We start from the raw sequence: 22392 nt of genomic DNA, 5'->3' as shown, positions 1-22392 counted from the left end.
GTCAACGCCGCGCACATTACCCCTTGGTCGCGTCGTAGGCTAGTTTTGCCTGCGCTATTTCGCCACACCTACGCTTTCAAAACGCTGTCGGAGCTTGCCCAAATCACTGTGGCGAGGGAGCTTGCTCCCGCTGGGCTGCGCAGCAGACCCATTTTTGTGAGCGCTTCGCACTCAAGCGGGAGCAAGCTCCCTCGCCACAGGTCGCCTGCATCCTGAAGGCTGTCATCATTGGGTTTTTCCACCACTGATCCGTTCAAACACATCGTTGGTACGGGAGACAAAACGATTGCCATCGCGCAGTACAAAAAATACCCCGATGCCGTGCTTTTCGGCATAGTCCCAACCCCGTTCAGGACCGAGAATCAGCAACAGCGTCGATAGTCCATCGGCCATCAACGCTGAAGGATGAATCACCGTGACGGACGCCAGGTCATGTAGGACCGGCGCACCGGTGCGGGCATCAAAAGTGTGGGAATAACGCCTGCCGCCCTGCTCGAAATACTTACGGTAGTCGCCCGAGGTGGAAACCCCGTAGCCGTTGACCTCGATGACACGCTCCGCCACTTGCCGGTCGTCCCGGGGCTCTTCCAGGGCGATACGCCAGGCCGAACCATCGGGTTTGCGCCCGACGGCCTTGAGTTCGCCGGTGGCTTCGGCCAGGTAACTGTCGATGCCCAGGGCCTGGAGCCTGGCGGCGATGCGGTCGACAGCATAACCCGCGGCGATACTGTTGAAGTCGACTTCCACTGCCGCGTCTTTGCACAACCGGTCGCCCTCGATGCGCAAATGACCATGACCGACGCGCTGGCGCACCAAGGCCAAGGCTTCGGCGGTCGGTACTTTTTCTTCGCGAGACTGAGGACCGAAGCCCCACAGGTTCAGCAGCGGTTCCACAGTCAGGTCGAAGGAGCCGTCGCTTTGAACCGACAACTGCTCACCTACGCCGACCAACTCCAGGAGCGGGCCAGGCATGACCTGACAGCTATTGGCCGGCAGCGCGTTGAAACGCTCGATGTCCGAGTCGCTGCGATAGGTTGAGAGTTGCCGATCCACTTCGGCAAGGATGTTTTCCACCTCGGCCTGCACCGTTTTCGCAGTGGGCCCGGCAGAATGTCTGACGTACTGAATCGAATAATGACTGCCCATGGTCGGGCCATCGAAGCGCTCCAGGGTGTCGCCGTTGCCGCAACCCGACAACACGCCGGCCAGCACCACAAGGCCAATCCATCGTCCAGTTAACAAATCTTCATCTCCCCTCAAAACCGCGACCGCCATTATGAACTCCAGCGCTCCCACAGGGGACGCAGTGCCTCCATACAAGATTTGCCAGAGTGAGTACCTACACATGTCTTCCCAAACGAGCAACGGCAAGGCGATTTTTCGCGTTGTCAGCGGCAACTTCCTGGAGATGTTCGACTTCATGGTCTATGGCTTCTACGCCACGGCCATCGCCAAGACGTTCTTCCCCGCCGACAGTGCATTCGCCTCGCTGATGCTGTCCCTGGCCACGTTTGGTGCCGGGTTCCTGATGCGCCCCCTCGGAGCGATTTTTCTCGGCGCCTACATCGACCGCCACGGCCGTCGCAAAGGCTTGATCATCACCCTGGCGATGATGGCCGCCGGCACGGTGCTTATCGCCTGTGTGCCGGGTTACGCCACCCTCGGCGTGGCGGCACCGCTGCTGGTGCTGCTGGGGCGATTGCTGCAGGGCTTTTCCGCCGGTGTTGAGCTGGGCGGTGTATCGGTGTACCTGGCAGAAATTTCCACGCCGGGGCGCAAAGGGTTCTTTGTCAGTTGGCAGTCCGCCAGCCAACAGGCTGCCGTGGTGTTTGCCGGCCTGCTGGGGGTCGGCCTCAATCACTGGCTGAGTCCCCAGGAGATGGGCGAATGGGGCTGGCGCGTGCCGTTCCTGGTGGGCTGCATGATCGTGCCGGCGATATTCGTGATCCGTCGCTCATTGGAAGAAACACCTGAGTTCCAAGCGAGAAAACATCGCCCCAGCCTGTCGGAAATTGTCCGCTCCATCGGTCAGAACTTCGGCATTGTCTTGTCCGGCATGGCGCTGGTGGTAATGACCACCGTATCGTTCTACCTGATCACCGCCTACACACCGACCTTCGGCAAGGCCGAGTTGAACCTGTCGGACCTGGATGCGCTACTGGTCACGGTCTGCATCGGCTTGTCGAATTTCTTCTGGCTGCCCGTGATGGGGGCGCTTTCCGACAAGGTCGGACGTAAACCCCTGCTGCTCGGCGCGACTATCCTGGCGATCCTGACGGCGTACCCGGCGCTGTCCTGGTTGGTAGCGAATCCAAGCTTCAGCCATTTGCTGATCGTGGAATTGTGGTTGTCATTCCTGTATGGATCGTACAACGGCGCCATGGTCGTCGCCTTGACCGAAATCATGCCGCTCGAAGTGCGTACCACCGGCTTCTCCCTGGCCTACAGTCTGGCAACCGCGACCTTCGGTGGGTTTACGCCAGCGGCCTGTACTTATCTGATTCACGTACTGGACAACAAGGCCGCACCGGGGATATGGCTCAGTGGGGCGGCGGTGCTGGGGTTGATTGCCACCCTGGTGTTGTTCAAGGGCAACCGTCATGAGTTGCGGACTGCGCAAGCTTCGGTGGTGGGCGGCGCCTGATAGATTGCCTGCTCGCGAAGAGGCCGAGCCACTCAACACAAAACCTCCAGATACAAAAACGCCCCGACAAGTCGGGGCGTTTTCATGTGCGGCTAAGGCTTAGCGCGGGAACGCTGGCGGGTTTACACCTGCCATGTCTTCCATCACGCGAACCACCTGGCAGCTGTAACCGAACTCGTTGTCGTACCAAACGTACAACACAACACGGTTGTCCTGAACGATGGTCGCTTCAGCGTCGACCACGCCGGCATGGCGCGAACCAACGAAGTCGGTGGACACCACTTCCTGGGAATTGACGAAGTCGATTTGCTTGTGCAGGTCGGAGTGCAGCGCCATGTAGCGCAGGTACTCGTTCATCTCTTCACGGGTGGCGGCTTTCTCAAGGTTCAGGTTGAGGATGGCCATCGACACGTTCGGCGTCGGCACACGGATCGCGTTGCCGGTCAGCTTGCCAGCCAGCTCAGGCAGGGCCTTGGCAGCGGCGGTGGCGGCACCGGTCTCGGTGAGGACCATGTTCAGCGCGGCGCTGCGGCCACGGCGGTCGCCCTTGTGGAAGTTGTCGATCAGGTTCTGGTCGTTGGTGTACGAGTGAACCGTTTCAACGTGACCGTTGACGATGCCGAACTTGTCGTTCACCGCCTTGAGCACCGGCACGATGGCGTTGGTGGTGCAGGAAGCCGCGGAAACGATCTTGTCGTCAGCGGTGATGTCGCCGTGGTTGATGCCGTGAACGATGTTCTTCAGCTTGCCCTTGCCAGGCGCGGTCAGCACGACGCGGTCGATGCCCGGACAGGCCAGGTGCTGGCCCAGGCCCTCGGCATCACGCCATACGCCGGTGTTGTCCACCAGCAGTGCGTCCTTGATGCCGTACTGGGTGTAGTCGACCTCGGTCGGGTTCTTCGCGTAGATCACCTGGATCAGGTTGCCGTTGGCGAGAATGGTGTTGTTTTCTTCATCGATGATGATGGTGCCGTTGAACGAACCATGGACCGAATCACGACGCAGCAGGCTGGCGCGCTTGGTCAGGTCGTTCTCGGCGCCTTTGCGCACCACGATGGCCCGCAGGCGCAGGCCGTCGCCGCCACCGGTTTTTTCGATCAGGATGCGCGCCAGCAGACGGCCGATACGACCGAAGCCGTACAGGACCACGTCAGTGCCTTTGCGAGGCGAAGCGTTCTGCTGGCCAACCACATCGGCCATCTCTTCACGAACGAACTGCTCGGCGCTACGGCCATTGCCTTCGCTGCGGAATTTGAACGCCAACTTGCCCAGGTCCACCGAAGCCGCGCCGAGCTTGAGCTCGCTCATGGCTTTGAGCAGGGGGAATGTTTCGTGGACGGAGAGTTCGCTGTCGTCGGAAGAACGGTGGCGAGCAAAGCGATGGGCTTTGAGGATCGCGATGACAGACTGGTTGATCAGGCTGCGGCCATAGATCGAGCTCACCACGTTGTTATTGCGGTAGAGCTGACCGATGAGAGGGATCATCGCTTCTGCGAGAGCTTCACGATCAATCCATTCACCAAGACACTGGTCGGGCTTCTGAGTCACGGTAACCTTCCACATGTAGGGGCTGAAAAAAGGGGCTACATTATGCCGCCGAGTCCTCGGCGGAGCAATGCGCGCCTGTCGCACCGTGGTTTTCCTGTCTGCCTGGGTAGTCTGCGACTGACAGCAGCCCCCTTCCCCCGCTACAATTGTCGACTTTGTCGCAACGCTGGAGCTCAACCTTCCGTGCCCGTTCTGCGTCTTCCGCTTCTCCCTGCCGCGGCAGGTAAACAGCACTGGGGCAACCTGCCCGGTGCCGCCCTGAGCCTGGCCATCGCCGAGGCTGCCAGCGCTGCAAAGCGCTTCACCCTGCTGCTGACCGCCGACAGCCAAAGCGCCGAGCGGCTGGAACAGGAGCTGAGTTTCTTCGCTCCGGATTTGCCGGTCTTGCATTTCCCGGACTGGGAAACCCTGCCCTACGATCTGTTTTCACCGCACCAGGACATCATTTCCCAGCGAATCGCCAGCCTTTATCGGCTGCCGGAACTCAGTCATGGCGTTTTGGTAGTGCCGATCACTACAGCCCTACATCGCCTGGCACCGACCCAATTCCTGCTCGGCAGCAGCCTGGTGCTGGACATCGGCCAGAAGCTCGACGTCGAACAAATGCGCACCCGGCTTGAGGCCAGCGGCTATCGCTGCGTCGACACGGTGTACGAGCATGGCGAATTCGCGGTACGCGGCGCCCTGATCGACCTGTTTCCGATGGGCAGCAAACTGCCTTATCGCATCGACCTGTTCGATGACGAGATCGAAACCCTGCGCACTTTCGATCCGGAAAACCAGCGTTCCATTGACAAGGTGCAGTCGATCCGCCTGTTGCCGGCCAAGGAGTTCCCGCTGCAGAAAGACGCCGTGACCCGCTTCAAGGCGCGGTTTCGCGAGCGCTTCGATGTGGATTTCCGCCGTTGTCCGATCTTCCAGGACCTGAGCAGCGGGATCACCCCTGCCGGCATCGAGTACTACCTGCCGCTGTTTTTCGAAGAAACATCCACCCTGTTCGATTACCTGCCCCAGGACACCCAGGTGTTTTCCTTGCCGGGCATCGAACAGGCGGCGGAAAACTTCTGGAACGACGTGCGCAACCGCTACGAAGAACGCCGCGTCGATCCTTCCCGTCCTTTATTGCCACCGGCCGAGCTGTTCCTGCCGGTGGAAGACTGCTTTGCCCGCCTCAAGAATTGGCCACGGGTGGTGGCGAGCCAACAGGACGTGGAAACCGGCGTTGGCCGTGAGCGCTTCCCGGCCAGGGCATTGCCGGACCTGGCGATCGAAGCCAAGGCCACGCAACCCTTGGCGGCACTTGCCGGCTTCCTCGATGCGTTCCCCGGTCGTGTCCTGTTCACCGCCGAATCCGCCGGCCGTCGCGAAGTGCTGTTGGAGCTGCTCGAACGCCTGAAGCTGCGGCCGAAGACCGTCGACAGCTGGCCGGACTTCGTCGCCGGCAAGGATCGCCTGGCGATCACCATCGCGCCGTTGAACGACGGCCTGGTCCTGGATGACCCGGCCCTGGCACTGGTGGCGGAAAGTCCTTTGTTCGGCCAGCGCGTCATGCAGCGCCGTCGGCGCGAGAAACGTGCCGACGCCGCCAACGACGCGGTCATCAAGAACCTCACCGAGCTGCGCGAAGGCGCGCCCGTGGTGCACATCGACCACGGCGTGGGCCGCTACCTGGGCCTGGCGACCCTGGAAATCGACAACCAGGCCGCCGAGTTCCTGACCCTGGAATACGCCGAGGGCGCCAAGCTCTATGTGCCGGTGGCGAACCTGCACCTGATCGCCCGCTACACCGGCAGCGACGACGCGCTGGCCCCGCTGCATCGCCTGGGCTCGGAAACCTGGCAGAAAGCCAAGCGCAAGGCCGCCGAACAAGTGCGCGACGTCGCCGCCGAACTGCTGGACATCTATGCCCGCCGCGCCGCCCGCGAGGGTTACGCCTTCGCCGATCCGAAAGCCGACTACGAAACCTTCAGCGCCGGTTTCCCGTTCGAAGAAACCGTCGACCAGCAGACCACCATCGAAGCCGTGCGCGCCGACATGCTCGCGCCCAAGCCCATGGACCGACTGGTGTGCGGCGACGTGGGCTTCGGCAAGACCGAAGTGGCGATGCGCGCCGCGTTCATTGCCGTGCACGGTGGCAAGCAGGTGGCGATCCTGGTGCCGACCACCCTGCTCGCCCAGCAGCACTACAACAGTTTCCGCGACCGCTTTGCCGACTGGCCGGTGACCGTGGAAGTGATGAGCCGTTTCAAATCCACCAAGGAAGTGAACGCCGCCGTGGCCGACCTGGCCGAGGGCAAGATCGACATCGTCATCGGTACGCACAAGCTGCTGCAGGACGACGTGAAGTTCAAGAGCCTGGGGCTGGTGATCATCGACGAAGAGCACCGCTTTGGCGTGCGCCAGAAAGAACAGCTCAAGGCCCTGCGCAGCGAAGTCGACATCCTGACCCTGACCGCCACGCCGATCCCGCGCACGCTGAACATGGCGGTATCGGGCATGCGCGACCTGTCGATCATCGCCACGCCACCGGCCCGGCGCCTGTCGGTGCGCACCTTTGTCATGGAGCAGAACAAAAGCACGGTCAAGGAAGCCCTGCTGCGTGAGTTGCTGCGTGGCGGCCAGGTCTATTACCTGCACAACGACGTGAAGACCATTGAGAAGTGCGCCGCCGACCTGGCCGAACTGGTGCCGGAAGCGCGGATCGGCATCGGCCACGGGCAAATGCGCGAGCGTGAACTCGAACAGGTGATGAGCGACTTCTACCACAAGCGCTTCAACGTGTTGATCGCCTCGACCATCATCGAGACCGGCATCGACGTACCGAGCGCCAACACCATCATCATCGAGCGCGCCGACAAATTCGGCCTGGCCCAGTTGCATCAGTTGCGCGGCCGGGTCGGTCGTAGCCACCACCAGGCCTATGCCTACCTGTTGACGCCACCGCGCCAGCAGATCACTCCGGATGCGGAAAAGCGCCTGGAGGCCATCGCCAATACCCAGGACCTGGGCGCCGGCTTCGTGCTGGCCACCAATGACCTGGAAATCCGTGGCGCCGGCGAATTGCTGGGCGACGGCCAGAGCGGCCAGATCCAGGCCGTCGGCTTCACCCTGTACATGGAAATGCTCGAACGCGCGGTCAAGTCGATCCGCAAGGGCGAGCAGCCGAACCTCGACCAGCCCCTGGGCGGCGGGCCGGAAATCAACCTGCGGGTGCCGGCGCTGATCCCGGAAGACTACCTGCCGGACGTCCACGCGCGGCTGATCCTCTACAAACGCATCGCCTCGGCCAGTGACGAGGAAGGTCTCAAGGACCTGCAGGTGGAGATGATCGACCGCTTCGGCCTGCTGCCGGAACCGACCAAGAACCTGGTGCGCACCACGTTGCTCAAGCTCAAGGCCGAGCAACTGGGCATCAAGAAAGTCGATGGCGGCCCCAATGGCGGCCGGATCGAGTTCGAAGCCCAGACCCCGGTCGACCCGCTGGTGCTGATCAAGTTGATCCAAGGCCAGCCCAAACGCTACAAGTTCGAAGGTGCCACGATGTTCAAATTCATGGTGCCCATGGAACGCGCGGAAGAGCGTTTCAATACCGTAGAGGCGCTGTTCGAGCGCCTCACTCCGACCACTGCTTGAAGGACGCCACATGCGCCTGTTCCGCTCACTGACCTTGTTGATGACCCTGGTCGCCCCCCTGGCGTTTGCCGACGACCTGTATCAGGTTGAAATGATTCTGGTGCGCCAGAATGCCGAGCCGGCGATTGTCAGCCGCGCCGCACCGGAAGACTGGGACGCCGGCGCGCAACGCCTGGGCGCGGACAGCCAGCGCACGCCGGCCCTGGGCAACATCGTCGAGAAACTCACCGCCAGCGGCCAATACACAGTATTGATGCACAAGGCCTGGCAGCAGACGCTCGGTGAACAGGGGCGCAAAGTTGCCATCAGCGACGGCGCCGAACAGTTCGGGCAATTCCCCATCGAGGGCACCCTGGAACTGAAGCTGGGCCGTTTCACCGACGTGGATGCCGATTTCTGGATCAACCAGATCAACGCCAATGGCCTGGTCACCTCCAGCGAGCGCCTCAAGCAGCAGAGCCATACCAAGAATGGCCAACTGAACTTCCTCGACAACGGGCATCTTGGCCTGCTGATCAAGATCACCTCGTTGACCGCGCCCGCGCCACGGCAGGCACCTGAAGTCATTCCGGACTGAGTGGCGCGCCTATGCCCTCGCCCCTGAGCAAACCCCTGGCACCTTCCTGGGTCAATCGATTCAAGGAACAGAGCCTGGAGCGCGGGCGCCGTTATGCGCTGGAAAACCGCGTCAGGATTGTCGAAGCCGGCGACAGCACCATCACCGCCAGTTGCGAAGGCTCTGGCGGTAACGTCTACCGTCAGACCATTCGCCTTAAAGAGTCAGCCAAAGGCGCGCTGATTCTGCTCGAAGCTGCGTGCTCCTGCCCGGTGCGTATCAACTGCAAGCACTGCGCGGCCGTGCTGCTGCAAGTCCAGGAAACCCTGGCCTACCCGGCCGCCGAAAAAGACGCGCAATTGCTGGAGAAACTCCAGGCCGTGCTGGACAACCGCAGCCCCAAGGCTCCGCCACAAGTACTGGTGGACAACGTGCAACCAGTGCCGCGCCTGTGGCTGGCCAGTATCGAGTTCAGCGCCTTCGAGCCGCGCAACGGCAAGATGCAGCGCTACATTCAACACCGCGCCGCACTGTCGTTCAGTTACCTGGACGAATACGTCAGTGGCCAGCGCAACACCGACGTGCTGATTCGCCAGGAAACCCAGACACTGCGGATAAAACGCCACACCGATGTGGAACAGTCCTACCGCGAACAGCTGCGAATCCTCGGCTTCAAGGTCGCGACCCGACAAAGCAAGGCCCTGCCGGAAAGCGCCGGCGAACTGTACGAAATGGTCAACGACAGTGCCTGGCTGACCTTCACCCTCAATGACCTGCCGAAACTGCGCAGCCAAGGCTGGGAATTGCAGATCGACGAGGACTTCGGCTTCGACCTGACGGCAGTGGACGAGTGGTACGCCACCGTCGAGGAAACGCCGGAGCGGGACTGGTTCGACCTGGAACTGGGGATCATCGTCAATGGCGAGCGCCTGAGCCTGCTGCCGATCCTGCTGAACCTGATGCGTTCGCACATCGAATTGTTCAACCCGGAACGCCTGGCCCGGCGTCGGGACGACGAACTCATCCTGGTCAACCTGCCCAACCGCCCGAACTCGGAGTTCGGCCCGCAGCAGGTGGCCCTGCCTTATGGCCGGCTGAAGCCAGTGCTGGCGACCCTGGGCGAGTTTTACCTGCAAGAGCCCGGCACCACCAAACTGCGCCTCAACAGCGCGGATGCCCTGCGCCTGAACCCGCTGCAAGACATGCCCTTGACCTGGGAAGGTGGCGAACACATTCGCGGCCTGGCGCAACGCCTGCGGGACATCAAGGATTACACCGCCATCGCGCCCGAGGGCCTGAACGCGACGCTGCGACCTTATCAACTCGAAGGCTTGAGCTGGATGCAATCGCTCAGGCAGCTGGAAGTCGGCGGCATTCTTGCGGACGACATGGGCCTGGGCAAAACCCTACAGACCCTGGCGCACATTCTCAGCGAAAAAAACGCCGGGCGCCTGGACCGGCCGTGCATGGTCGTCATGCCGACCAGCCTGATCCCCAACTGGCTCGACGAGGCGGCTCACTTCACGCCGCAGCTCAAGGTATTGGCGCTTTACGGCGCCGGGCGCAAGAAACATTTCGACCGACTGGGCGATTACGACCTGGTCCTCACCACCTATGCCCTGCTGCCCAAGGATGTCGAGCGCCTGGCCGCGCAGCCGTTGCACGTGCTGATCCTCGATGAAGCCCAGTACATCAAGAACCCCACCAGCAAAGCTGCCCAGGCCGCCCGCGAGCTCAACGCCCGCCAGCGGCTGTGCCTGTCCGGCACGCCGTTGGAAAATCACCTGGGCGAATTGTGGTCGCTGTTTCACTTCCTGCTGCCGGGGTGGCTTGGGGACGTCAAGAGTTTCAACCGCGATTACCGTGTACCGATCGAAAAGCGCGGCAGCGATGTACGACTGCAGCACCTCAACGGTCGGATAAAACCTTTCCTGCTGCGCAGGACCAAGGAGCAAGTGGCTACGGAGTTGCCGCCCAAGACCGAGATCATCCATTGGGTCGAACTCAGCGACGCCCAGCGCGACGTCTACGAGACCATGCGCCTGGCGATGGACAAGAAGGTCCGCGACGAGATCACGCGCAAAGGCGTGGCCCGCAGCCAGATCATCATTCTCGAGGCGCTGCTCAAGCTGCGCCAGGTGTGTTGCGACCTGCGCCTGATCAACGACGCCACCCTGCCCGCCCGAGGCAGCACCTCGGGCAAGCTCGACAGCCTGATGGAAATGCTCGAAGAACTGTTCGAAGAAGGTCGCCGAGTGCTGTTGTTTTCCCAATTCACGTCCATGCTGGCGCTGATTGAAGAGGAGCTGAAGAAACGCGGCGTCGATTACGCCCTCCTGACCGGCCAGACCCGCGACCGGCGCACGCCCGTCAAGGAATTCCAGAGCGGCAAGCGTCAGATCTTCCTGATCAGCCTGAAGGCTGGTGGTGTAGGCTTGAACCTGACCGAGGCCGACACGGTGATTCACTACGATCCATGGTGGAACCCGGCCACCGAAAACCAGGCGACCGACCGCGCCTACCGCATCGGCCAGGAAAAACCGGTATTCGTCTACAAGCTGATTGCCCGAGGCACGGTGGAAGAAAAGATCCAGCTACTGCAAAAGGAAAAATCCGACCTCGCGGCCGGCGTGCTGGACGGACGCGTGGCCGGGGATTGGAAATTGCAGAGCGACGATATCGAAGCATTGTTCGCGCCGCTGCCGGACAAACTGGAAAAGCGCTGACCCCCTCAATTCCTGTGGGAGCCGAGCTTGCTCGCGATGGCGGTGGTTCAGCTGGCGCAAATGTCGACTGTGCTGCCGTCATCGCGAGCGAACTCGGCTCCCACATTGCTCAGCGCTAATCAATCAGCTGGGCAGCCCTAAGCGCGCCGAGCGCCGCCAACCAGCGAGGGTTCTGGCGATATTCCGTTGAAGCATAGGCCTTGCCACGCATGCGGGCGATCCGTGCCGAAGGCTTGACCTTCAGGCGCTGGGCGGCGCTCAAGGCCAACTCCGCGGCGGCGCGATCATTACACACCAGCCCCATGTCGCAACCCGCCGTCAACGCCGCCTCGATACGACTGGCGGCATCACCGACCACATGAGCACCGGCCATCGACAGGTCATCACTGAAGATCACGCCCTCGAATTGCAACTCGCCACGCAGGATGTCCTGCAACCAGCGGCGAGAGAACCCAGCCGGATTGGCGTCAACCTGCGAGTAGATGACATGGGCTGGCATCACGGCGGCCAGTTGCTTGCTCAGCTTGGCAAACGGCACCAGGTCATTGGCGCGAATCTGCTCGAGGCTGCGCTCATCGGTCGGAATCGCCACATGGGAATCGGCTTCGGCCCAGCCATGCCCCGGGAAGTGCTTGCCAGTGGCGGCCATCCCGGCGGCGCTCATGCCACGGATGAAGGCACCGGCCAATAACGCAGCGCGCTCGGGGTCACCTTCGAAGGAACGACTGCCGACGACGGCGCTGCGCTGGTAATCGAGGTCAAGCACCGGGGCAAAGCTCAAGTCGAGACCGACCGCCAGCACTTCAGTGGCCATGATCCAGCCGCACTGTTCGGCCAGGTATTCGGCGTTCGGGTTGTCGGCTATCGCCCGCATCGCCGGCAAGCGCACGAACCCCTGGCGCAGGCGCTGGACGCGGCCGCCTTCCTGATCCACCGCCAACAGGAGGTCGGGACGGATGGCACGGATCGACGCGCTCAATTCCCGCACCTGACGTGGGTGTTCGATGTTGCGGGCAAAAATGATCAGGCCGCCCACTTCGGGCTGACGCAACAGGTGGCGATCTTCGGCCGTCAGCCAGGTACCGGCGACGTCCACCATCAACGAGCCTTGCAGGCCGGCAGTCATAGAATTTCCTTGATAAAGATGAACCCGCGTGGCGACACACCCACGACAGCGTTGCCAGGAGCCAGGCCCGGCAGGTCGCGGTGACGCAATGGAGGATAAGACGGATTAGAAACGAAAGTCGGCATGGGCGGCTAGCTTAGCGGATGTAGGCCGCTGCGCACACCCATGCCCTCACGCCTTGGCGAGCGCCGGGGCGGATTTGCTGCGCGGTCGCAATTGCGCGGCCGCCATGGCTTCATCGGTCACACCGGTTTCGGCGCGCATGCCGGCAGCCAGGAACGGCACCATCAACCGCATCACCTGCTCTATAGAGGTGTTCACGCCGAAATCGGTTTCCGCGATAGCCCGCAGCGCCTTGATACCGGACATGCTGAACGCCGCGGCGCCAAGCATGAAGTGCACCCGCCAGAACAGCTCGATCGGCGGGATACGCGGCGCCGCCTCGTTGACCAGCAACATGTAGCGGCGGAACACCTTGCCGTACATGTCTTCAAGATAACGCCGCAAATGCCCCTGGCTCTGGCTGAAGGCAAGGCCCAGCAGGCGCATGAAAATGGACAGATCGTTACCGCTTCGCGGCTGCACGACAAGGGCTTGCTCGACCAGGATTTCCAACAGCTCTTCCAGGGTCGGCTTTACGTCGGGCTTGGCCTGGCGGCGCTCCAGCTCGCGATCGAGGCTCAGGCAGAACGGCCCGAGGAACCGCGAGAACACGGCCTGGATCAGGGCTTTTTTCGAGCCGAAGTGATAGTTCACCGCCGCCAGGTTCACCCCGGCCTTGCTGGTGATCAGACGCAACGAGGTTTCAGCGAAACCTTTTTCCGCGAACAACTGCTCGGCAGCATCGAGAATGCGTTCAACGGTTTCCGACTGGGCCATGGTTACTCCGCCTGACAAACACTTGTTTGAAACATACGTTTCAGCCCTGGGGTTGTCAAGCCTGCCGGGGCGTTTTGCGAACGCCCGGTCACGTATTTAACCACACCTTTTCACGGGTGGTAGTCATGTCGCAGTCAACAGCCCGACCGACCGTCCAGCGCCTCGTGAAAAAAGGAGGATTGCCAAGCGCTGCCCACTGTATATAATCCCAGTCACTGTATAAAAAGACAGAGCGATCAATATGCTAAAGCTGACGCCACGCCAAGCAGAGATTCTGGCCTTCATCAAACGCTGCCTCGAAGACAACGGCTACCCGCCAACCCGCGCGGAAATCGCCCAGGAGCTGGGTTTCAAGTCGCCCAACGCGGCTGAAGAACACCTCAAGGCGCTGGCGCGCAAGGGTGCTATCGAAATGACCCCGGGCGCATCCCGTGGCATTCGCATCCCCGGCTTCGAAGCCAAGGCCGACGAAACCACCCTGCCGATCATCGGCCGGGTAGCGGCAGGCGCACCGATCCTGGCCCAGCAGCATGTCGAGGAGTCCTGCAACATCAATCCTTCGTTCTTCCATCCTCGTGCCGACTACCTGCTTCGCGTACACGGCATGAGCATGAAGGACATCGGCATCTTCGACGGTGACCTCCTGGCCGTCCACACCACCCGTGAAGCCCGCAATGGCCAGATCGTGGTGGCGCGAATCGGCGACGAAGTGACCGTCAAGCGCTTCAAGCGCGACGGCAGCAAGGTCTGGCTCATTGCCGAGAACCCGGAGTTCGCCCCCATCGAAGTGAACCTGAAAGATCAGGACCTGGTCATCGAAGGCTTGAGCGTCGGCGTCATTCGCCGCTAAAGGAGGCTTTATGCAGTTCCCTCACACACCACAACACACACAACTTCCGCTGTTCGAGGCATTCATGGCCCAACCGCTGGTTCCAGTCCTGAAAGAGGTCATCGAGTCGCCCTGGGGCGTCGAACCCGAGGCCTTCAGCGAACTGTCGTTACGTGGTGCGGCCGGAAACTGCCTGAACCTGCTGGCGCCGATCTTGCGAGAACTCAGCCAGGACCAGGATGCTCGCTGGCTTACGCTGATCGCACCACCGGCCAGCGTCACCCAAGCCTGGTTGCGGGATGCCGGCCTGAACCGTGAGCGTATCCTGTTGTTGCAGCCGCGGGGCACCCAAAGCGCCCAACAGTTGACTTGCGAGGCCTTGCGCCTGGGCCGTAGCCACACTGTGGTCAGCTGGCTCAACCCATTGACCACCGCCGCACGGCAACAGTTGATCAGCGCCGCCCGCACCGGGGACGCACAAAGTCTGAATATTCGATTGGGCTAAGACAAACGCGGGGCTTCTCCAAGGCAGAGAAGCCGACCAGCCACACTCTCCAAAAAAGCCGACAGACGGGATCAATGAAGAACCCGCGGCCCCTCTTCCTTGTTGAATTCGCCTTCAACCAGGCGACCTGCCATCTGAACGCCCACGCTCAGCATCGCCTTGGCGACTTCGACGTGTTGCCCCTGGAGGAATACCTTGGCATCTTCGGAGAAGTTCAGGGTAACCAGAGAACCCTCGTCCTCAGCCCTGCGCAGCTCGATGCGGCCATCAGGAAGTTCGACAATTTCTAGAAAGGACGTAGGCATAAAAGTCTGTTCTCCACGAAAGGCGAGGATTATATAGTCATCGGCCAGGCTCCGCTCGGGATCTTGACCAAGCGTTATCAATGAACGTAACGGGCCGTGGGGAAACTCAGCACTCGTTCAAACCTTCGCGAAAGCGTATCGCCAGGCTCTTGAGGTTCTGACGCCAGCTCTCCAGCTCCTCCCGGCTCAACTCCGGCTCGGGTTCTTGTTCATCCAGATTAACCGCCACGATCAACGGCTGGGTCACGTCCCCCTTGGGCTTGCGTGGGGCCCTGGGCGGCTCGAACAGCGCCGCATGGGCCGCCAATAGCTTCGCCAGCCAGGTTTCCGGGTTATGCGCCAGTTCGACCATTTCGGCCAGTTCTGGAATCGCGATGGTTTCCAGCACTTCGCGGGTCAACAGCAGCTCGGCCCGCGGGGCATTCGCTTGTGGCAGGCGATAGAAACCGGCGATTTCATGGCACAACCCCAACAACGCACCGTACAGGTGAAACAGCGCGGATTCGCGTCCTGCCTGGAGCAACGCCGGGGAATTCATCGCACGTCCGTCTTCGGCCCTGGTGAGCGCTTCGAGCGACAGACCGGCGAAATAGATTTTCTGATTGGTGCGGGTATAGAGTTCGTGGGCCATGGCGGCATCTCCCCAACGAAATGAAAGCTTCACGCAAGTGCGACAGTGTCATGGATCAACCGAGGCCACTGCAAGCCAAAAACAAAAAGGCCGCATGAAAACCTACGGGTTGTCATGCGGCCTTTTTGTCAGGTCTGCGAATTTAGCGATTGCAGAGGGTGGCTGCGCCGCCAGCGGGAGCAAGCTCCCTCGCCACAAGAGCCTCAACCCCGCCCTCCAGGCAAGCCCTGGCGATCAGCGCTTGTCTTCAACCGTCCACTTACCGCCGTCGTAGTAGGCCTTCCAACCGGTCGGCTTGCCGTCGACTTCGGTCTGTACGTACTGCTCCTTGGTCTTGCGACTGTAGCGAATGACCGCCGGGCGCCCTTCCGGATCCTTCTGCGGCGCTTCGCAGAGGAAATGGTACTTCGGGTCGATCTCGCTCTTATGCGGCAGGATCTCCATCACCAACGGCGCACGGGTCTCGCGGTTTTTCGGGAACTGGCTGGCCGCCAGGAACAGGCCGGAGGCACCGTCACGCAGGATGTAGGTGTCGTTGACCTTCTCGCACTTGAGCTCAGGCATCTTCACCGGGTCCATCTTCGGCGGCGCCGCGTCACCACTCTTGAGCAGTTTGCGGGTGTTCTTGCAGGTCGGGTTGGTGCAACCGAAGAATTTGCCGAAACGACCGGTCTTGAGTTGCATCTCGCTGCCACACTTGTCGCACTCCAGGCTCGGGCCTTCGTAGCCCTTGATGCGATAAGTGCCCTCTTCGATCTCGTAGCCGGCACAATCGGGGTTGTTACCGCAGATGTGCAGCTTGCGCTTCTCATCCAGCAGGTAGGCATCCATCGCCGTGCTGCAGATCGGGCAGCGATGCTTGCCGCGCAATACCAGGGATTCCGACTCGCCCTCGTCGTCAGCGGCGATTTCATCGCCCGGCACGAGGTTGACCGTCGCCTTGCAGCGTTCCTTGGGTGGCAGGCTGTAGCCCGAGCAACCGAGGAACACACCGGTCGAGGCGGTACGGATTTGCATCGGGCGCCCACAGGTCAGGCACGGGATGTCGGTCATGACCGGCTGGTTGGCGCGCATGCCGCTGTCAGGGCTTTCGGCCACTTCGAGCTTTTTCTTGAAGTCGCCGTAGAACTCGTCGAGAACGTTTTTCCAGTCGCGCTCGCCCTGGGCCACATCGTCGAGGTTCTCTTCCATACCGGCGGTGAAGCCGTAGTCCATCAGGTTCGAGAAGCTCTCGGACAAACGCTCGGTAACGATGTCGCCCATCTTTTCCGAATAGAAACGACGGTTGTGCAGCGCCACATAGCCGCGGTCCTGGATGGTGGAGATGATCGCTGCGTAGGTCGAAGGACGACCAATACCGCGCTTTTCCATTTCCTTGACCAGGCTGGCTTCGGAGTAACGGGCCGGTGGCTTGGTGAAATGCTGGGTCGGATCAAGCTTGATCAGCTTCATCACGTCGCCCTGGGCCATGTCTGGCAGGACGTCGTCATCCCCAGGCTTGGTGATCTGCGGCATGACGCGAGTGTAGCCGTCGAACTTCAGGATGCGGCCCTTCGCGCGCAGCTCGAAGTCGCCGGCACCGACGCTGACCGTGGTCGACAAGTATTGCGCCGGCAGCATCTGGCAGGCCAGGAACTGGCGCCAGATCAGCTCGTAGAGACGCTCGGCATCGCGTTCCATGCCCGACAGCTTGCTTGGCTCGGTGTTGGCATCGGACGGACGAATCGCTTCGTGCGCCTCTTGTGCGCCTTCCTTGCTGCTGTAGACGTTCGGCGTGTCCGGCAGGTACTTCTTGCCGAATTCGCTTTCTATATAAGTGCGCGCCATCGCCACGGCATCGGCCGAAAGATTGGTCGAGTCGGTACGCATATAGGTGATATAGCCGGCTTCGTACAGACGCTGGGCCATCATCATGGTTTTCTTCACGCCAAAGCCCAGGCGATTGCTCGCGGCCTGTTGCAGCGTGGAGGTAATGAACGGCGCCGATGGCTTGCTGCTGGTCGGCTTGTCTTCGCGCTTGACGATGCTGTAGCTGGACGCCTTGAGCTTCTCCAGTGCCGCCATGGCCTGGGCTTCGTTGAGCGGCTTGAAGGCTTCGCCCTTCTCCCGCGCCACGTCGAAGCGCACGGTGGCGCCCTTCGCGGTGCCGAGGTCGGCGTGGACTTCCCAGTACTCTTCAGGGATGAATGCGCGGATCTCGCGCTCGCGCTCCACCACCAGCTTCACCGCAACCGACTGCACGCGACCAGCCGACAGGCCGCGGGCGATCTTGGCCCACAGCAGGGGCGAGACCATATAGCCCACCACGCGGTCGAGGAAGCGACGCGCCTGTTGAGCGTTGACCCGATCGATGTCCAGCTCACCCGGCTGGGAGAAGGCTTCCTGGATGGCCTTCTTGGTAATTTCGTTGAACACCACGCGCTTGTAGCGGCTGTCATCCCCACCAATGGCTTCGCGCAGGTGCCAGGCAATGGCTTCCCCTTCGCGGTCCAAGTCCGTCGCGAGATAGATGGTGTCGGCATCCTTGGCGAGCCGGCGCAGCTCTTCGATGACCTTTTCCTTGCCCGGGAGGATCTCGTACTTGGCTTTCCAGCCGTGTTCCGGATCGACCCCCATGCGTGAGACCAGCTGCTTGCGCGCCTTGTCTTTCGGCGACAGCGCCGGCGCTTCACCAGCCGCAGCCTTGCCGCGCTTGGCGGCTGGCTCCTTGCTGGCGCTAGCCGAACCGCTGGTGGGCAGGTCTCGGATATGGCCGATACTCGACTTCACCACGTATTGGTTGCCCAGATACTTGTTGATGGTCTTGGCCTTAGCCGGGGATTCCACAATGACCAGCGATTTGCCCATGGATCAGAAAATTCCTGAATTCTAAAAAGTGAAAGGCGGTTGGCGCCTGACGCGGCACCGCTATATATAGTGGCTGCAAGGTGAGGTCAAGCGCAGGGTTGCCCGCATACCGGCCTCAAGGCTTGGAAAAAATGCTCTCCTCGGCCTGCACCAAAGCAAAGCGTGGCACCTGTTCGCCGTCAACCTCGACGGACTCCTCGAACATGCTCAAGGGACGCACCCAAAAGCCGTAATCGCCATACAGGGCTTGATAGAAGACCACTTCTTCCTCGGTCTCGGAATGCCGCGCAATGCTGAATACGCGGTACTGCGGACCTTTGTAATGCTGGTAGAGCCCAGGTTGTATCGGCATGTCTTGGCCCTCACTCAAATCTTTTCAAAATAAAAACAAAATTTTTCTACTAAACCCGGAAAAAACAAAAACCGGGGCACTTGGCCCCGGCTTCCATCAACGCAACGCTTAGACGCGTTCGAAGACAGTGGCAATGCCCTGGCCGAGGCCAATGCACATGGTCGACACACCAAAGGTGCCGCCATTCTGCTTCATGACGTTGAGCAGCGTGCCGGAGATACGCGCACCGGAGCAACCGAACGGATGACCCAGGGCGATCGCGCCGCCGTGCAGGTTAACCTTCTCGTTCATCTTGTCGAGCACTTTCAAATCTTTCAGCACTGGCAAGGCCTGTGCGGCGAAAGCTTCGTTGAGTTCGAAGAAGTCGATATCGGCAATACCCAGGCCTGCACGCTTCAAGGCTTTCTGCGTGGCCGGTACTGGACCATAGCCCATGATCGCCGGGTCCACACCCGCCACGGCCATCGAACGAATCACCGCCATCGGCTGGATACCCAGGTCCTGGGCTCGCTGGGCCGACATCACGATCATGCACGAGGCACCATCGGTGATCTGCGACGAGGTACCGGCTGTCACGGTGCCGCCCTTCGGATTGAATGCCGGCTTGAGGGCCGCCAGGCTTTCCAGGGTGGTTTCCGGACGAATGGTTTCGTCGTAGTCGAACAGCTTCAGGAAGCCGTTCTCGTCGTAGCCCTGCATCGGGATGATCTCATCCTTGAACTTGCCTTCCACGGTCGCCTTGTGGGCGAGCTGGTGGGAGCGCACGCCAAAGGCGTCCTGCTGTTCGCGGGTGATGCCGTGCATTTTGCCAAGCATTTCCGCAGTCAAACCCATCATGCCCGAGGCTTTCGCCGCGTACAGCGACATGTGCGGGTTCGGATCGACGCCGTGCATCATGCTCACGTGGCCCATATGCTCGACACCACCGACGACGAACACGTCACCGTTACCGGTCATGATCGCCTGGGCGGCGGTGTGCAGTGCGCTCATGGACGAACCGCACAGGCGGCTGACGGTCTGGCCCGCCGCCGTGTGAGGGATCTGGGTCATCAGCGAGGCCATGCGGGCGATGTTCCAGCCCTGCTCCAGGGTCTGGTTCACACAGCCCCAGATCACGTCTTCGACTTCGTTGGGGTCGACCTTGACGTTGCGTTCCAGCAGCTTGCTGATCAGGTGCGCCGACATGTCTTCGGCGCGGGTGTTGCGGTGCATGCCGCCCTTGGAGCGGCCCATCGGCGTACGACCGAAGTCGACAATCACGACGTCTCTAGGATTCAAGCTCATAAATGTTCTCTCGCTCTAGTCGTTGGGCGCTTAACCGAAGAAGCTCTGGCCGTTCTTGGCCATTTCACGCAGCTTCGCGGTCGGGTGGTACAGCGCGCCCAAATCAGCGTACTGGTCAGCCAGGGCAACGAACTCGGCGACACCGATCGAATCGATGTAGCGCAGCGCACCGCCACGGAATGGAGGGAAACCGATACCGTAGACCAGACCCATGTCGGCTTCGGCGGCGGTCTCGACAATGCCGTCTTCCAGGCAACGCACGGTTTCGAGGCACAGCGGGATCATCATCCAGTTGATGATGTCCTCGTCGGTGACTTCGCGCTGCTCGTAGACGATCGGCTTGAGCACTTCCAGCACCGACGAGTCGGCGACTTTCTTCTGCTTGCCGCGCTTGTCGGTCTCATAGGCGTAGAAGCCCTTGCCGTTTTTCTGGCCCAGGCGCTTGGCTTCGTAGAGCACGTCGACAGCCGAACGACGATCGTCCTTCATGCGGTCCGGGAAACCTTCAGCCATGACGTCGCGACCGTGGTGGCCGGTGTCAATGCCGACCACGTCCATCAGGTACGCCGGGCCCATCGGCCAACCGAATTTTTCCATGATCTTGTCGATGCGCACGAAATCCACGCCAGCACTGACCAGCTTGGCGAAACCGCCGAAGTACGGGAACAGCACGCGGTTGACCAAAAAGCCCGGGCAATCGTTGACGACGATCGGGTTCTTGCCCATTTTCTTGGCGTAGGCCACGGTGGTGGCAACGGCATGCTCGCTGGACTTCTCGCCACGGATCACTTCCACCAGCGGCATCATGTGCACCGGGTTGAAGAAGTGCATGCCGACGAAGTTCTCCGGACGCTTGAGGGCCTTGGCCAGCAGCGAAATGGAGATGGTCGAGGTGTTCGAGGCCAGGATGGTGTCCTCTTTGACCTTGTCTTCGACTTCAGCCAATACCGCCTGCTTGACCTTCGGGTTCTCGACAACGGCTTCGACCACCAGGTCGACATGGCCGAAATCGCCGTAGGACAGGGTCGGACGAATGCCGTTGAGCACTTCGGCCATCTTCGCAGCGGTCATGCGACCTTTGTCGACACGACCGACCAACAGCTTGGCGGCTTCGGCCAGGCCTTGCTCGATCCCGTGTTCGTTGATGTCCTTCATCAGGATCGGCGTGCCCTTGGACGCAGACTGGTAGGCGATACCGCCACCCATGATGCCGGCGCCGAGCACGGCGGCCTGCTTCACGTCACTGGCAATTTCGTCGTAAGCCTTGGCCTTTTTCTTCAGTTCCTGGTCATTGAGGAACAGACCGATCAGGCTTTGCGCAGCCGAGGTCTTGGCCAGCTTGACGAAGCCGGCGGCCTCGACTTCCAGAGCCTTGTCGCGACCGAAGCTCGCGGCTTTCTGGATGGTCTTGATCGCTTCGACCGGCGCCGGGTAGTTCGGGCCGGCCTGACCGGCCACGAAACCCTTGGCGGTTTCGAAGGCCATCATTTGTTCGATGGCGTTGAGCTTGAGCTTTTCCAGCTTCGGCTGACGCTTGGCCTTGTAGTCGAACTCGCCGCTGATGGCGCGCTTGATGGTTTCAAGGGCCGCTTCCTGGAGTTTGCCAGGTTCGACCACGGCATCCACGGCACCGACCTTCAGCGCGTCTTCAGCACGGTTTTCCTTGCCGGCGGCAATCCACTCGATGGCGTTGTCGGCACCGATCAGGCGCGGCAGGCGCACGGTGCCGCCGAAGCCTGGGTAGATACCCAGCTTGACTTCCGGCAGGCCGATCTTGGCCGTGGTGGACATGACGCGGTAATCCGCTGCCAGGCACATCTCCAGGCCGCCACCCAGGGCGATGCCGTTGATGGCCACGACGGTCGGTACGTTGAGGTCTTCGAAATCGCTGAAAATACGGTTGGCTTCGAGGTTGCCAGCGATCAGTTCGGCATCGGGCAGCTTGAAGTTGTCGACGAATTCGGTGATGTCGGCGCCGACGATGAACACGTCCTTGCCGCTGCTGACGATCACACCCTTGATCGAAGCATCTGCCTTGATAGTGTCCACGGCCTGACGCAATTCATTCAGGGTTAGACGGTTGAACTTGTTGACGGACTCACCCTTGAGGTCGAATTTCAATTCGACGATGCCACTTTCAAGAGCCTTAACCGTGATGGCTTTACCTTCGTAAATCATCAACTGATCTCCACGATATGGAAGCTGAACAGTACACGTTGAACGCTGACCACTGGTTCGGCATTGACGTTTACCGTCGATGCTACGCCAATCCGCCAGGCACACCCGTCAACGCGATAGTCGGGGTCTGTAGGAGCATTCTGAAAATACAAACGCTCAATTCATACGCCCGTTTGATTTGGGTACGTCACCTTCACGGAATTTCCGACAATTGTCAATCGCCCTAAACACGGGCGTGAACGCGACTTCACGGTCATTTCCGTACCATACGGATCCGCAACACGGCGCCGCATGCATAGCTATTCATAGGATCAATAATTAGAAAAATCGCCCTAATTCCAGACAGACT

Annotated in this window: 16 protein-coding genes; 6 read left to right on the top strand and 10 right to left on the bottom strand. The window is 60.9% G+C overall.

All coding sequences use genetic code 11. The features are described 5' to 3' along the window. Positions 1-225: 225 nt before the first annotated feature. The gene (locus BLU76_RS13715) at positions 226-1275 is read right to left on the bottom strand and encodes an FAD:protein FMN transferase (protein ID WP_371856974.1); all 1050 of its coding nucleotides are present in this window, start codon (positions 1273-1275) and stop codon (positions 226-228) included. Positions 1276-1345: 70 nt separating this feature from the next. On the opposite strand from BLU76_RS13715, the gene BLU76_RS13710 reads away from it, so the two are divergent. Then, positions 1346-2644, top strand: coding sequence for an MFS transporter (locus BLU76_RS13710; RefSeq protein WP_092223095.1), 1299 nt, complete (start codon positions 1346-1348; stop codon positions 2642-2644). Between the two features lie 99 nt (positions 2645-2743). On the opposite strand, the gene BLU76_RS13705 is transcribed toward BLU76_RS13710, so the two are convergent. Continuing rightward, a complete protein-coding gene (locus tag BLU76_RS13705) occupies positions 2744-4207 on the bottom strand; it encodes a glyceraldehyde-3-phosphate dehydrogenase (RefSeq protein WP_063322177.1) in 1464 nt (487 codons plus the stop codon). Between the two features lie 168 nt (positions 4208-4375). Here BLU76_RS13705 and mfd point away from each other — a divergent pair, with 168 nt between their 5' ends. From mfd to BLU76_RS13690, 3 genes are read left to right on the top strand one after another with little or no spacing between them, the layout of a single operon-like run. Next, complete coding sequence (mfd, locus tag BLU76_RS13700; RefSeq protein ID WP_092223093.1) at positions 4376-7825, top strand: transcription-repair coupling factor; 3450 nt, start codon at positions 4376-4378, stop codon at positions 7823-7825. 10 nt (positions 7826-7835) lie between these two features. Then, entirely contained in the window at positions 7836-8402 is a 567-nt protein-coding gene (locus BLU76_RS13695) for a CsiV family protein (protein WP_092148375.1), read from the top strand. An 11-nt stretch (positions 8403-8413) separates the two neighbouring features. After that, complete coding sequence (locus BLU76_RS13690; protein WP_092223091.1) at positions 8414-11107, top strand: DEAD/DEAH box helicase; 2694 nt, start codon at positions 8414-8416, stop codon at positions 11105-11107. Positions 11108-11222: 115 nt separating this feature from the next. On the opposite strand, the gene nagZ is transcribed toward BLU76_RS13690, so the two are convergent. Both nagZ and BLU76_RS13680 read right to left on the bottom strand, forming a co-directional pair. Next, entirely contained in the window at positions 11223-12221 is a 999-nt protein-coding gene (gene nagZ / locus BLU76_RS13685; RefSeq protein ID WP_170867301.1) for a beta-N-acetylhexosaminidase, read from the bottom strand. Between the two features lie 183 nt (positions 12222-12404). Next, positions 12405-13112, bottom strand: coding sequence for a TetR/AcrR family transcriptional regulator (locus BLU76_RS13680; protein ID WP_063322182.1), 708 nt, complete (start codon positions 13110-13112; stop codon positions 12405-12407). A gap of 241 nt (positions 13113-13353) precedes the next feature. Here BLU76_RS13680 and lexA point away from each other — a divergent pair, with 241 nt between their 5' ends. Together lexA and sulA are read left to right on the top strand one after the other, a co-directional pair. Continuing rightward, on the top strand, positions 13354-13962 hold the full coding sequence (lexA, locus tag BLU76_RS13675) for a transcriptional repressor LexA (protein ID WP_003199651.1): 609 nt from the start codon (positions 13354-13356) through the stop codon (positions 13960-13962). Positions 13963-13972: 10 nt separating this feature from the next. Continuing rightward, complete coding sequence (gene sulA / locus BLU76_RS13670) at positions 13973-14446, top strand: SOS-induced cell division inhibitor SulA (protein ID WP_060738408.1); 474 nt, start codon at positions 13973-13975, stop codon at positions 14444-14446. Positions 14447-14517: 71 nt separating this feature from the next. On the opposite strand, the gene BLU76_RS13665 is transcribed toward sulA, so the two are convergent. From BLU76_RS13665 to fadB, 6 genes are all read right to left on the bottom strand, one after another. Continuing rightward, positions 14518-14751, bottom strand: coding sequence for a hypothetical protein (locus tag BLU76_RS13665; protein ID WP_003183419.1), 234 nt, complete (start codon positions 14749-14751; stop codon positions 14518-14520). A 106-nt stretch (positions 14752-14857) separates the two neighbouring features. Then, a complete protein-coding gene (locus BLU76_RS13660; RefSeq protein WP_092148384.1) occupies positions 14858-15382 on the bottom strand; it encodes a DUF6586 family protein in 525 nt (174 codons plus the stop codon). A gap of 234 nt (positions 15383-15616) precedes the next feature. Beyond that, a complete protein-coding gene (gene topA, locus BLU76_RS13655) occupies positions 15617-18229 on the bottom strand; it encodes a type I DNA topoisomerase (protein WP_092223087.1) in 2613 nt (870 codons plus the stop codon). A 115-nt stretch (positions 18230-18344) separates the two neighbouring features. Then, positions 18345-18581 carry a DUF1653 domain-containing protein gene (locus BLU76_RS13650; protein WP_003199644.1) on the bottom strand — a complete coding sequence of 79 codons (237 nt, stop codon included), beginning with the start codon at positions 18579-18581 and terminating at the stop codon, positions 18345-18347. 108 nt (positions 18582-18689) lie between these two features. Beyond that, complete coding sequence (gene fadA / locus BLU76_RS13645) at positions 18690-19865, bottom strand: acetyl-CoA C-acyltransferase FadA (protein WP_024618393.1); 1176 nt, start codon at positions 19863-19865, stop codon at positions 18690-18692. Positions 19866-19895: 30 nt separating this feature from the next. After that, entirely contained in the window at positions 19896-22043 is a 2148-nt protein-coding gene (gene fadB, locus BLU76_RS13640; RefSeq protein WP_092223085.1) for a fatty acid oxidation complex subunit alpha FadB, read from the bottom strand. Positions 22044-22392 lie beyond the last annotated feature (349 nt).

This window comes from Pseudomonas sp. NFACC08-1, from assembly GCF_900106735.1.
GTDB lineage: Bacteria > Pseudomonadota > Gammaproteobacteria > Pseudomonadales > Pseudomonadaceae > Aquipseudomonas > Aquipseudomonas fluorescens_Q.
Note: the sequence above shows the minus strand (reverse complement) of the source record. Positions and strands in the feature narration are given on the sequence as shown.